This is a genomic window from Streptomyces sp. NRRL S-378, assembly GCF_000720645.1.
Lineage (GTDB): Bacteria > Actinomycetota > Actinomycetes > Streptomycetales > Streptomycetaceae > Streptomyces.
The window spans coordinates 61,477-74,548 of the sequence record NZ_JOBX01000008.1 but is presented as its reverse complement, the minus strand read 5'-3'; the positions used below and the strand labels follow the sequence as shown (position 1 = coordinate 74,548).

The 13,072-nt window shown below is 70.5% G+C and carries 9 protein-coding genes; 3 read left to right on the top strand and 6 right to left on the bottom strand.

The genetic code is table 11. The annotated features are described in order from the left end of the window. Positions 1 to 128: 128 nt before the first annotated feature. The 4 genes from IH80_RS0107755 to IH80_RS45775 all read right to left on the bottom strand — a co-directional run bounded on the left by IH80_RS0107755 (position 129) and on the right by IH80_RS45775 (position 8,612). Positions 129 to 1,565, bottom strand: a complete 1,437-nt coding sequence (locus IH80_RS0107755; RefSeq protein WP_030958774.1) for a hypothetical protein — start codon at positions 1,563 to 1,565, stop codon at positions 129 to 131. Further along, the gene (locus tag IH80_RS0107750) at positions 1,562 to 6,820 is read right to left on the bottom strand and encodes a hypothetical protein (protein ID WP_030958772.1); all 5,259 of its coding nucleotides are present in this window, start codon (positions 6,818 to 6,820) and stop codon (positions 1,562 to 1,564) included. Before IH80_RS0107750 ends, IH80_RS0107755 begins: the two co-directional genes overlap by 4 nt. Positions 6,821 to 7,366: 546 nt before the next feature. Beyond that, positions 7,367 to 7,810 (bottom strand): hypothetical protein, encoded by a 444-nt coding sequence (locus IH80_RS45780; RefSeq protein ID WP_234432155.1) that lies wholly within the window; start codon positions 7,808 to 7,810, stop codon positions 7,367 to 7,369. A 133-nt stretch (positions 7,811 to 7,943) separates the two neighbouring features. Beyond that, positions 7,944 to 8,612, bottom strand: a complete 669-nt coding sequence (locus tag IH80_RS45775; protein WP_234432154.1) for a hypothetical protein — start codon at positions 8,610 to 8,612, stop codon at positions 7,944 to 7,946. A gap of 355 nt (positions 8,613 to 8,967) precedes the next feature. Here IH80_RS45775 and IH80_RS0107735 point away from each other — a divergent pair, with 355 nt between their 5' ends. The 3 genes from IH80_RS0107735 (at position 8,968) to IH80_RS0107725 (ending at position 11,911) form a co-directional block, all read left to right on the top strand. Next, positions 8,968 to 10,143, top strand: coding sequence for a cupin domain-containing protein (locus IH80_RS0107735; RefSeq protein ID WP_030958770.1), 1,176 nt, complete (start codon positions 8,968 to 8,970; stop codon positions 10,141 to 10,143). 337 nt (positions 10,144 to 10,480) lie between these two features. Beyond that, positions 10,481 to 10,966: a phosphotransferase gene (locus tag IH80_RS45770; protein ID WP_051808928.1), complete on the top strand. Its 486-nt coding sequence runs from the start codon at positions 10,481 to 10,483 to the stop codon at positions 10,964 to 10,966. 312 nt (positions 10,967 to 11,278) lie between these two features. Then, positions 11,279 to 11,911, top strand: coding sequence for a hypothetical protein (locus tag IH80_RS0107725; protein WP_030958769.1), 633 nt, complete (start codon positions 11,279 to 11,281; stop codon positions 11,909 to 11,911). Positions 11,912 to 11,938: 27 nt separating this feature from the next. Here IH80_RS0107725 and IH80_RS47340 read toward each other — a convergent pair whose 3' ends face one another. Both IH80_RS47340 and IH80_RS0107720 read right to left on the bottom strand, forming a co-directional pair. Continuing rightward, positions 11,939 to 12,157, bottom strand: a complete 219-nt coding sequence (locus IH80_RS47340) for a helix-turn-helix domain-containing protein (protein ID WP_420708767.1) — start codon at positions 12,155 to 12,157, stop codon at positions 11,939 to 11,941. A gap of 156 nt (positions 12,158 to 12,313) precedes the next feature. Further along, complete coding sequence (locus tag IH80_RS0107720; protein WP_051808927.1) at positions 12,314 to 12,511, bottom strand: hypothetical protein; 198 nt, start codon at positions 12,509 to 12,511, stop codon at positions 12,314 to 12,316. Positions 12,512 to 13,072: the final 561 nt, after the last annotated feature.

Below are 13,072 nucleotides of genomic sequence, written 5' to 3'. Positions count from 1 at the left end.
TCAGCGCCGAGCGCCTTCCAGGACTGCGACCTCTCCTTGCCGGTGTCGGACCCGGAAGGTGCCCGCGCCCCCCAGCGCTCACGTGGCGCCCGGTTTCGGCGTGTCCCCCGGACTCGCCTGCTGCGGTCTCAGGAGCAAAGCGCGTGGATCAACGTCGACAGGGCGGTGTTGTCGAGTGCGGTTCGGTGGGCGAGTTTGTTCCGGGACGCCCACAGGGTGCGCAGTCTGTCGGCCTCTCGTCGGGTGAGCCGAACGTGGCCTTGCACGTACGCATGCCACATCGCGCCGAGTTCCATCCCGGCCCGTCGGCCGTAGAGGTCGGTGAGCTGGGTTGCGGAGATGCGTGATCGGGTGCCGATGACCTCGGTGAACTGCTCGCGGGCCTCGTCGAGAAGGGGCAACAGCGCGTGGTTCTGGGCGAGCCAGATGCGGGTGCGCACGCTGTGTTGCTGTCCGGCACCGCCGTTTGGGCGTCGGCGTAGCCGTCCGTCCCACCGTTCGAGCGTGCCCCGGTTCCACTCGGGACGCTGGGAGGCGTTCGGATGCAGCAGAGCGGCGGGTGGCTCCCTTTTCTGTGGAATCGGCAGGGGGGGCCGGTCGGCCGAGGCGCCGGCTGTGAGTCGCTGCAACTGGACAAAAAGGTTGTCCGGGAGGCCGTCCCACTCGACCGCCAGCCGGGCTGCCAGGTCAAGGAAGGGCCCGCAGACTTCGACCACGGTGGCCTGAGCCACCGCTTCGAGGAGCTGGTGCTGGGCGGCTGGGCCGGATGGCTGGGGCCGGGCCATGGCGACCACCGTGGCGGTGTCGAGTCGGCCGAGGGCGCCCCACCACCAGTGCACACCGACGTCCTCGCGCGCGATCTGGTCGGGTAGTTCTGCGGGCAAGTCCCCGGGTGTGGCCAGCACCAGCAGCCGCGGGCGCTGGCCCGGAGGCAGTCCGGCGCTCTTGACCGTGGCTGACAGCCGTCGCAGCAGGTCGGTCCCGGCGGTCGGGACGGGCTCTTTCCAGCTGCGCACCACGATCACCCGGCCCGCATCGAAGCTGCAGGCGGGGCTGGTCAGGCGATCGAGTAGTCGCTCGATTCCGGTGCGCCCCCGGTCGTCGGAGGCCCAGTCCCCGACTTCCTTGACGATCCGGTCGGCCAGCGGGTGGAAGCCGGTTTCCTCCCGCCGTGCGGCGGGTGCCGGGGCTGAGCGGGCCTGTGGTATCTCCGCACGGCTTTTTCGCATGGAGGAGAACGCGGACAGGCCGTCGTCATAATCCAGGATCGGGTCCAAGCCGTCCCACGGCCGCGGGGGTACGGGGGGCGTGGCGGCCGGGACGAAGCCGCCGTGTGCCGGGTCGTCGCTGGGTGCGGGGACGAGAACGAAGTCCGCCAGTTCGTGCAGCAGCTCGTCCAGCAGGGCTTCGACAGTGACGGGTGCACCGGTCAGCTGGGCCTGCGGGAACAGGCAGAGGCAGCTCCTGCCCGACCGCAGGTCGCCCAGTAGCCGGCGCATCCACAACCGCACCCCCGGCAACGTGGTCACCGAGTTCTCCGACAGGGCCCATGACACCGAGGTCACGACGGTTCCGACAGGACCTGGAGCGCCCGGAAGGTGATTCGGTCCAGGGAGCAGCCCTCTGCTCCGTCATCGAGTACGCCGTGGTCGATGAGTCGCTCCACGAGCGATCCGACGTCCTGGAGCTGCAGTCCGGTGACCGACGCGATGTCGGCGTAGGCGCACCCCTCCCCCGGCTCCACGTACCGGCTCCACTCGGTCAGTACCTCGATGAGAGGGGTGTCGAGCCCGACCCGCTCCAGGTGGACACGCGCGAAGTCGCGCCGACTGATGAAGTCCCGGGCGTCCTCCAGGGCCGATTCGAGAGTGGAGCCCTCCCGGGTGATGCGGTGCACGGTCCGCTCCAGCAGGTGGGGCCAGCCACCGGTGAGTTCGATGACCCGCCGCCGCTTGTCCGGGGTGTCGAACGGGCACTCCGGCCAGGCGCGGAGACTGTCCGCGGTCCACCGTTCGGGACGCACGACACAGGTGACCAGCTCGTCCTTTTGCCTGAGCTCGCCCGGGTCCACCAGCAGGACAGCCGTCTGATGGGCCCCCTCCGGCAGGGAGGTCTGCGCGTGCAGCGCCTTGACCCACTCGGCGACTTCCGCGGACCCACGGCCCCTGAGATCGGCCAGGATCAGAAAGGGGCGGCCGTCCGCGTCTCGTGTCAGCGTCTTTGGCGCGGCGCCGGGGGCCGCCTCCCTGAAGTCCAGTCCGCGCGCGGTGGAGTACGACTTCACAGCGTGCGTCACGAGCGCTGGCCCGTGGGCTGCGGTCAGGCACACCGCGGCCACCCCGGGCGCCGTCACCAGGTGCAGCTGGTGCTCCGTGAGCGGACTGTAGCGGGCAATGCCCTCGCGGTCCGGGGCGACGAAGCGCCTCGAGAAGCGCGGATTATAGTCGTAGGGAAGGTCGAATTCGGTCTGGCGCAGCTCGAGCTCGAGGTCTTCCCGGGTTCCCAGCATGCTGACGACGTTCGGGCTGCGGACAGCGTACAGCCGCGCGTCGGCGAGCTGGATGAGCAGGCCTAGGCCGACCATCTCGTCCAGGTAGATCCTCACGTCGCTTGCGGTGAGCGAGCTGAACCCCTCCCGCCAGCGTTCCTTCGCCGCCCTCAGAAGCTCGTCGGCGTCGTAGCCGTGCCGGTAGCGGTCTTCCTGGCTGCGCAGCGCGATCACCAGAGCGAGGACCCGGTAGCGGTCCTCGAGGTTGATGGTGATCCGCAGCCGCTCGGCGATGTGGCGGTGGACCTGTGCGGATCCGGTCACGGACCGCACGTCGTCGTCGGTCACCGTGATTGGCCACTGCGCTGAGGTGAGCGACTTTGCCCGCAGGGCGGCGACGAGCTGCTCGCAGAAGATCTGCACGAGACAGGCCTGGTAGTTGGTCGCGGCGAGCACCCGCCAGACCAGCTCGGGTCGTTCGAAGCGGTACCCGAAGGCTGCCATCGGTTCGACGACCAGGCGCTGAGCCTCAGCCGGCTTCAGTGTGCTGATCAGGACGTCCGGGCCACCGTGCGTCAGGGGTACGTTGGATAGGTGGCTGAAGCGCTGGACCTGGTGCAGGCCTGCGAAGACGATCTTGAAGCGGCGGTCGGTGCGGTCCATGAGGCCCTTGAGCCGGAGCACATTGGAGAACGTGGCCTCCCCACCCCGCCCGCGCACGGCCTTGGAGTCGGCGGTCAAGAATGCATCAGCCTCGTCGGCGAGCACTAGCACTCGCCTGTCAGGGCTCTCCTCCAGCCACTTCTCCACTGCGGCGAGCAGCACGTCCGGGGTGTGGGCGCAGTCCACCGACTCGCCCAGGACGCCCACACGCTTCAGCTCGTCCTCCAGCACCGCCCAGATGTGCTCGGCCGGCTCAGCCTCACCCACCCCACGCGCCTTGAGGTCGACATAGATGGCCTTGTGGCCGAGGGTGCCCGGAAAGGACGCCTGCACCTTGCGCAGGAGGGCGGACTTGCCCAACTGACGACCGCCGTACAAGAACAGCGCGCCGAGCGGGTCGGTGACCGCGGCGATCTCCTCCTGCCGACCGTAGAAGACCTCCGGCGGCACGAGCCCGGCCACGAAGGGCGTGTACGGGTTGTACGCCGTCCAGGGCAGGGTGACCCGTTGGGTGGCCCGGAAGGAGCGCGGGGACCGCGCGGCCACCCAGCCGAACACAGCCGGGTCCACCACCAAGGCCTGCTTGGGGCTAATGCGTGCGCGGGCCGCCATCTCCCGGCGCCCGTTGAGGCCCAGCGGATACAGATAAAGGATCAGGCAGGCTCCGGAGTCGCTGCCGTCCAGCAGCTCCAGCGGACTGCGGCCGCGCTGTTCATCGGAGACCACAATGATCGTGTACGAAGACGCGGCCGACCCCAGGGCCGCCACATAGCCGGGAGCCGTCTCACTCGCCCGCGCCCGGGCGGTGAGCCGCAGCACGCCGCGCACCTCTCGCTGCTGGTCCCGAACGGGCGTTTGCAGGCACTCCAGGCCCAGCACGCGCAGGACCGACGGGATGTGCCGCTGCCACTCCGAGCCCCTGGTGCCAGGCCGGCACAAGGCCTCCCAGGAGTCCAGCCCGCTGCGAGCGCCCTCCGTCAGAGGCTCCCCATCCAGGTAAGACTCGGCCCACGGCCGGGCCGAAATGCCCTGGGTGCCAGCCTTGCGCGTCACCGGAAGTTCGATGCCGGCGGTGAAGCGCTCCAGCTCCGCCCCCGAATCCACGGTGCTCCAGTCGGGGAGAGGCTTGCCCTCACGCAGCAGCGCCAGACACTCCTCGGCGGTGACCGTATCCCCCGCGTCGAGCAGCGAAGTCAGACGGTGCAACTCCTCGGGCGAGGGGCTCAGCGCGGCCAGCGTTTCGCGTAGGTCCTCCACGTATTCCTGCACCTTCTCCCGCATCTCGCCCTCCAGGACGGCGAGGCTGGAGCAGGCCCGGCCGAATGCGCCCTCCGGCACCGGCCGACGCAACTCCTCAAGGCGGCCGACGAGCTCCCGCTCCGTCTGCATGTCGAGCTGCTGGGTCCTCAGCTCGGCGAGGAGAGTACTCGCGGTCGCGTGGGCACTGCGGTGAACGGCACCCCAGCGTGCCCACTCAGGGTCGCGCATCTGCCGCCAGTCGCTCGGCACCGCGTCCAGACCTGCCGGGAGGGCGGGGACGAGGTCCTGTTCCAGCGCCGCGACCAGGGCGTCGGCCAGGTGCAGGTCTCCCCGCTCAAGGTACCTGCGCAGCACCGCACGTGCATCGACTGCCTCCAAAAGCCCGACCACCGCTTCCCCGAAGCCCTCCTCGCCCGGCCACGGCGCTCCTTCGGCAGAACGGGGGAGCTCCGGCGCGGCGAGCAAGGCCTCCGCCCGGGGCGGCTCACCTGCGCGCACAGCCTCCGGGTCACGGGCCGGGACGGCGGCCCCGGACGACCGGTCGCCCTCCAGCAGCCACGTGCGAAGCCGCAGCAGAGCAGCCCCTTCAACACCCGGTGGAGGCGTTTCGTGCCGTACCTGGTCCAGGACATGGCGGAGCCCGGTGGTGGCGTCCGCCGCCCGTTCGTCGACGGCCGGGGCGGCCAGCGCCCGCGCGTGGGACAACAGGTCGGAGACCTGCTCGATGCTGCGCAGCAGGGCCCGCTTGGCAGCGGCTTCGATGGGTTCCTTCGCCTGCTTCGGCGTGCGGATCTCGGCGTCGGCCTCCTCGATCATGCGTTCCGCGGAGCCCCGCTTACGGAAGAGGTCCCAGATCTCGTCGAGGTCGGCAGCCTCGGCCGCGCCAGCCGCCCAGGCGCTGATTCCGTCCAGAGCCTTGCCGAGGGGTTGGTCCGAGTCGATCAGACGGGTTCTGACCTGGGTCGCACGGGTGTAACCGATGCGCTGACGCCGCAACGCGTCCCGCAGCTCGACCGCCTCGGCTGAGAGCTGGTCCGCGGTGAGCATGTTTTCGGTGGTCAGGCGGGTCGCACTGAGGTCGACCCGGTGATAGCGGCGCAGAGCGTCAACAGCGCGTTCGAGCAGCTTGCCCCAGTTCTCCGGCACAGTGGAAGAGAGATCCGTCTGGATCAGGAGGTCGTTGGGCCACCCAGCCAGCAGACCGGCCCGCAGCGACGCCACGGCGGCGAGCACCAGGGCCGGCCGGTCGGACTGAAGCAGTTCGATCTCCGGGTCGAAGCCGGTCATGACGGCCACGGCCTCTCCCTCGTCACCGCAGGAGAAGGCGGCCTCGGCGAAGGCGAGGCAGTGGGCACGGTGCGGGGGCTCCGCCGAGCCGACCGTCATCCAGTAGGCCTCCTGGAACCGGCCCTGGCCGATCAGCCGGGCTACGGCAGCCTCTCCACTGTCAGGCGCCGCCAACGGCTTCCAGGGCAGGAAGTACGGCCTAGGCTGCGGAACAGGGCCAAGGTCCGGGTCCGCGGTGTCCGCCGGGGTGCTGGAGGCTTCGGTCTCACTCTGTAGCGTCGGCCGCTCCCACACCTCGGTCGCATGCGGCCCGGTACCGGTCGGCCGGCCCAGCTCGGGAAGGGCCCGCGCTTCGAGCGCCGGATCGGTGTCCGGCTCCTGCCCGAGAGCAGAAGACGTCGCCGTCGCCCGCGACGCGGGTATGGAAGCGGCAGCCGGCTCTTCCTCCAGGGGCCGTGCCGCAGCAGGCTCCGGATTCGGGTCCGCTTCGGTCTCCGGCTGCAGGTCCACTTTCGAGGGGCCGATCAGGACGACGACCGGGGGCACCTCCACGGCGGTCGGCCCCGGGCCGACGTCAGGGGTGTGGTTGCCCGCCGCCGCGAGGTTTGGCTCGGGTTCCTCCACCGCCTCGGATCCCTCGTTGCCATCGACAGCCAGCTCAGCAGGGTCGGGCGCGGCATCCTCCGACGAAACCACGGCGGCGGCCGATGCCGCCGCGAGTTCACCGATGCGCGCCTCCAACACGGCCAGCGACTGCTGGAGCGGTATGCGGTGCGGCGCGTCGGGGGCGATCCTCTCCAGCAGGACACGAAGCCCCTCGCGATCGTCACCCAGCCTGCGCAATTCCTCGGCGCGCTCCGCCGCGTCCCGCAGTGCCTGCACGATCTCGTCGAGTTCCGCGAATCCCGCTTCCCCGCCCCACTCCCGTCCATCGGCGGCGAGCTCGCCGCCGATCCGGGACCGCAACTGCCGCCACTCCTCCAGCTGAGAAGCCAGAAGCTCCGGAGCAGCCCGTCCTGCCCGGATCCGGCCGAGCGCTTCCTCCAACACGTGGACCAGAGTCGCCGAATGCCCGCCCAGCATCTGCCGCGACGCGAGCAACTGCTCCTCGGTGATCCCCACGGCCAACGGGCTTCCCTCTTCTCCTCGTACGACGTCTCGACGGATGCCTCGCCGGCCTCGTACCCGTCCTCGACTTCGCCGCTTGTACGGCACGGTCCGTCACCCTGCTCCCACCAGCCCGGCGGTCCGGCGGTCGAGGTCACGGACCACAGCTCGTCCCAGCACTACGCCGCGGACCCCTTCCCCGGGGTGTGCATGACTGGATGTTGTCAGAAGCACGCACAGCTACATGCGGTTTCTGAAATCTTCCTTCGGAAGCAATGCGGTGCCCCCGGGCTGGGTGGCGGCGGAGCGGCCCGGCTCCTGCCGGTCGAGCGCCCGGGCGGCGGACTGTGCAACCGCCTGGTGCGCTTGGCAGCAGCCGCCCCACGCCCGGCGCGGTCAGGCCTGGTTCTGGACCTCCGCTTCCAGCTCATCACAAAGGTAGGTCAGCTCCCACGCCTCCTCCTGGGGCTTCGGCGATCTTCGCGAGCTTCCTCGCCCCCTTCTCCCCGGCCGGAGCGTCGTTCCTCGACGAAGGTCTCAGCGAGCAGCTACCCCGCCTCCTCACCTCAGCGCGTCGCCGAGCAGCCGGCGCGGAGTACCGTCCAAACGCCGATGGAGCAGCTGGGCGCGGGAATGCACCAGGCCGCTGCGGTACGCGGCGGGCAGCCGGTCGTAGACGGCAGCGGCCATCTCGGCGGCCGCGCCCGGATCCCCGTCGACCCGCAGGCACGCGGCGGTGTCCATGGCGATCAGGGCCCGGGTCATCACCGAGGGCGAGGTCGTCAGGGCCAGCGCTTCGTCCTGCGCCCGGTAGGCGGCGCGGGTGTCCCCCAGGAGCGTGTACGCCTGCGACAGGTGCACCGCGTGCTTTTGGGCGGGGTACCCGAACCAGGTGTCGGCGACCTCGGGCCCGTCCAGCTGCTCGGCCAGAGTTCGGACGTCGTCGACCGTTGCTGCGAGAGCCGGGGATGTCGCCGACGGCGGCCAGCGCGCGGGCGTTGACAACGGCCGCGAGCGCGGCCGCGCCGGACGGGCGGGCCCCGGCTTCCCGGCGTGCCTGGGCAGCAAATGCGGGCGGCCTGCCCAGGTGCTCCGTAGTTCAGGCCGACCATGGCGCGCCGTCCCAGGACCCAGGCCGTCATCCGCCGGTCCCCGGACTCCTGCGCCGCCTTCGCTGCGGTGGCGAACCACCGGTGCGCGTCGGCCTGGTCGCCCCGGTCGTGCTGGACGATCGCCACCAGGCCGGAGATCCCGGCGGCCGTGCGCGCCAGGTCGGCTCGGTCCTTCGCAGGGTGCGGCCGGCGAAGACGGCGGCGAGCAGCGCCAGGTCCTCGCGCATCTCGGCGAGGACTACGTCGGGCGCCCGCCCGTTGTAGCCGCCGCGGTGCCGCTCGAAGGCTCCCTCCAGGTAGGCAAGATCCCCGGCGCCGTCCCCGGCGAGGCCGGTGTCGATGCCCTCCCGGGCCTGCGCGATGCCAGGCAGCACGGCGAACCCCGCCGTGGCCGCCGCCAGGGTGAACAGCTTGCGTCGCTTCACGTCGTCGTCCTCCATCCTCTGCTGCCTGCGGTGCCTGCGGGTGGTCTCCAGAGCCTGGTCCAGCTGCTCATCGCTCAGGCCGTAGACGGCACGGATCGCCGAGCGCCAGACCGGTGTTGGTAAGCGGCGTTCGGTCTCCCACCTCTTGAGGTTCTCGACCGTGCACAAGAGGCCGGCGGCCGTCATGAGCCTCGCCTGCTGCTCTCGGGTCCGGTCCGCCCGCTCCCTGATGGTGCGGAGCAGTTCGCCGATTCCGTCCGGGCTCACCATGCCGGTCCTCCCCGCGTCTGGGTGTCGGAAGACCATCCTGGCCCCCCAACACGGCACCCCGCAGAGGGAATCGGCACCCTGATCCGGCCCTCCCCCGAGTTGTTCCCCGCCCGTTCAATGGTCGAACGGAACCAGCCGGGACAACGCCTCCAGAGGCTCCCCCTCCGGCCCGGTCCCGCACGGGGCGCCCGCCTCGCCTGGGGGCGGCGGGCGCCGTCCACGCTCCATCCGGGAAGGGAAGGAGTACGTCATGAACGGTCTGATCCTGGCCAGCCGCTCCATCAAGGGAGCCGCGACCCGGACCCCCGACGGCGGGGGCACCGGCAAGGGCGACGGCAACGACTGATCTCCGACCATGACCACCGCGATCAACGCGGCGGTCCGGAGCCTCGGCGGGGACTTCCTCGCCGGGGCTTTCGGCCGCTCTTACCAGCACTGGTCACAGGCCGCCGCAGAGCTGCGCAGCCTGTTCACGTGGGACGACCTCAACGACCTGGTCGCCCGCCACCGCCTCGACGCCCCACGCCTGCGCCTCTTCAACGACGGGGAGCAGGTCCCGCCGTACGAGGACCTGCACACCTCGATCACCAAGCGGACCGAGATCCGCCAGAGGGTCGAACCCTCCGGCCTCCACCGGCAGATCAGCGCCGGCGCCTCCCTCGTCCTGGACGCGGTCGACAAGCTGCACCCTGGCGTTCAGGACCTCGCCGAGGCGCTGGAGCGGCACTTCCGCACCGACGTCCAGGCCAACCTGTACGCCTCCTGGCACCCGACCGAGGCTTTCGGGATCCACTGGGACGACCACGACACGGTGGTCTTCCAGCTCGAAGGCGCGAAGCGGTGGAACCTGTACGGGGCCACTCGCACGGACCCGCTTCGCCTGGACGTCGAAGCGCCCGAGAAGCCCGAGGGGCCGCCGCTGGCCGAGGTGGTGCTTCAGGCCGGGGACATGCTGTACGTGCCGCGAGGCTGGTGGCACGCGGTGGCCGCCACCGAGGGCCGCTCCCTGCACCTGACGTGCGGGCTGACCCCGGCGACCGGCCACCACCTCCTGGTGTGGCTGGCCGGGCAGCTCCTCCACTCCCCCACCCTGCGCGCGAACGTGCCCACGGTGGCCGGCTCCGCCGAGCGCAACGCGTACGCCGAGCAACTGTGCAAGGAGGTGTCCGAGGCGCTCCACTCCCACGTCGTCTCGGAGTTCGCCGCCTCCCTGGACGCCCGCGATCCCGGCCGCCCGGCCCTGTCCCTCCCGTACATCGGCGACGTCCCCTCTGATCCGGGGCTGGTCCTGGCCCTCACCACCGCCCGGGCCGCGCTGGAGGGATCCGACGAGGCTGTCGTGCTGCGCGCTGCCGGACACGAATGGGAGCTCCACCCCTCCGTGCGCCCCGTGCTGGAGGCTCTGGTCTCCGGCGCTCGCCTGCCCTTCGGGGACTTGGCCGAGCGCTCCGGTCTCACCGTGGAACAGGTCGCAGCCCTGGCCACCGAGCTGGTATCCAAGGACGCGGCAGCTGTCTCCCAGCCGAGGTAGGACCCGCCCATGTTCGAGGCCCCCGCCCCCGCCACCGTCGACCGGATGCTGGCCGCCCAGCAGCACGCCGCCGACCAGTTCGGCCAGCGTGCCACCGGCCGCCGGGTGTGGGGGTACCGGGCCCGGACCCTCTCCGGAGCCGCCGGTCCGCACTGGCTGCGCCTGGTCTGCGCCGAGGCCGGCACCGAGGGCGGCACGCTGTGGAACGGCCCGTCCACCTCCCGCACCCTCCCCGCCGCGGTGCCGCGCCCCGACCTGTTCCGCATCCCGCATCCGGGACTGGACCACCGACGGCTACGCCTACCGGGCCGAGCTCTACGCCCTCGCCCCCGACCCGATGGTCTCCCCGCGCCCCGTCCTCGACGAGGACCCGGGCCTGCCCGAGACGTGGTGGAAGGAGATGACCGCCGCCCTGGATGCCCTCGCCGACGTGCCACCGCCGGCGGACCGCGAGGCCGTACGCGAGGAGTACCTGCGCCGTGTCATCCCCCAGTTCACCGGCCACCAGGTCGAGGACGTCACCTGGTCCACCACCCACGGCGACCTCCACTACGGCAACGTCACCCGCGGCCCGCACATCCTGGACTGGGAAGGCTGGGGCCGCGCCCCGTACGGCTACGACGCCGCCACCCTGTACCTGTACGCGCTACTGACCCCCGCCACGGCCGCCCGCATCCGGACTGAGCTCGCCCCCGTCCTGGACCGTCCCGAGGCCCGCACCGGACTGCTGACCGTGGCCGCCCAGATCCTCCAGGCTCAGGACCGCATCGACTTCTACGCCGAGATCGCCGACCCCGTACGTGAGCACCTGGCCCGTCTGTAGCCACGGCCTTCGGGGGTCCCGGCCACCGCCTTAGCGTCTGATTGATGTCCCGTCTCATTCGCTCTTTGCCGGTGGCATAGCCCCTGAACTGGGCTGATGCAACGGCGAGTGGGACCGGATGGTCTCGCTGGTCTCACATCTCGTTGTCGCTCTGACGGGTTAGCCGCTGAGCGTCTCAGGTTCGGTTGCCGCTGATCTGTGTCCGCGCACGGATGCTGGTCGTCGCCTCGGTCGGTCTGGATCGTCGCCAGGCAGTGCTGTCGGAGCCTCGGGTTAAGGTGAGCGGCCCGCCGTACTCAAGGAGTCTGAATCATGTCTGTTCATCCCGATGTAGAGGATTTGCTGCGGATTGTTCCCGCAGAAAATCGGGGCGAGGAGCGTATCGACTGGCGTGCCGCGGAAGCCGCATTGGGCACGAGGTTGCCGAGCGACTACATGTCGTTCATGGACACATATGGTGTGGGCGACATCGCGGAGTTGGTCATCCTCCCGCCACTGTCCATCGACGTCCCCCATTTGAGCGACTGCCACATCGGAAGCGTGAGCGAGGGGCTCCGCTGGGTGTGGGAGGAGGAGGGCGGTGTGCCGGGCGTTTCTGCTGGCCCGGAGGCTGTACTGCCGTGGGGGACCGGCTGCAACGCCAACGAGATGGCTTGGTTGATGACCGACGCAGACCCGAACAAATGGCCTGTCGTGGCATGGCGTCGCCAGGTTTCCTATGGAGAGTCCCGGTGGGCGATCTTCGACTGCGGCATGGTCAAGTTCCTCACGCGCATGATGCTTGCGGAGTTCGACGAATGCCCGCTCGGCGACGCATCACTCTGGGGACGCCCTGGAGTGTTCGTCAGCTGGCGCGAGCAACGCCGCCGACTCGTCGCCGGGCTGGACCCCTTGACCGGGGAGCCGAACCCTTATGCCGAGATGTTCCCGATCTTCGATGAGTGACTTCAGGTCTTGCCTCGCCATCGCAGATCAGCGGGAGCCGGACGACTGGGACGGGGCCCTCTCGAGGTGGGAGAGGTTGAGCAGGCGATAAACCGTCGCCTGGGAGACCTTGAACCTCTTGGCCAGGACGGGGACGCGGGCGCCGTCGGCGTGCTGCTGGATGAGGTCCTTGATCTGGTGGTTGTTGAGCTTGGGGGGCCGGCCGCCAACGCGCCCACGGACACCTCGCCGCCATGCCGCCCTGATGCGCTGGCGGGCCGGATGACGGCCCGTTTCGATCGTCGTCCTGTCCTGATCCGGGCCGCAAGCGGGAGCCTGCGTGGCATGACGTGGCAGGACCCGGCCGAGGTGCCTACGGGCCCGGCCGGGTCCTGCGTGCGTGGGTGTGACGTCTGACGGTGGTCAGAGTTCTTCGTCGCGCTTCTCGTCCCGCTCGCGCTCGCGGAACATCTCCTCCTGGCGGCGCCGCTTGAGCTCCTCGGGGCTCGGGGCCCGCTCGCCTTCCTGGCCCGCGCCGGGGTGGGCCTGGCCCGGGCGCATGCGCTCCTGCTCTTCGCTGCCCTTGCCCGGTTCTTGACGCTTGTCCTGCATACCGCCCATGACGGCGACTCCTCTGAGATGCGGAAGGACTCCTGCCCGATCACGCTGCCACCCAAAGTCACATCACGCACCATTTGCGTCACCGACCGTGGTGGCGAGTGACGGCCCAGGGTTTGCGGCGGCGCTGGCGAGCGGCCGGTCCCACCCCGGGTTGCCCCGGTTAGGTCTAACGGGGGCAATCCGGGTGGGTCAGCACAGGAGATGTCGCCGGTTTTTGACCAGCAGTGGATCCAGCGGACGGCGGCGCACCGCAGATCACCTGCCGGCACCGGCGGAGGCGGCAGGGGAGCGGGCGCACGCGCCGCCCGGTCCCGGGTCTCACGGACTGCCCGGGCGTACCGGGCCTCGCCGTCCTTGCGCTGCTTCGCCTCGTCCTGCGCCTCCCGCTGGGAGTCGAGCACCCGCTTTCGCAGATTCTCTGGCAACACCGCGTCGCCCGGTCCCAGCCCCAGCGCGGCGAGCGGCATCGTCACCCGCTCCAGCTCGTCCAGCGCACACGGCGGATGGTGCAGCCCGAACACCGACAGGTCCGGTGCCTGCCACCACTGATGTGCGCGCGCA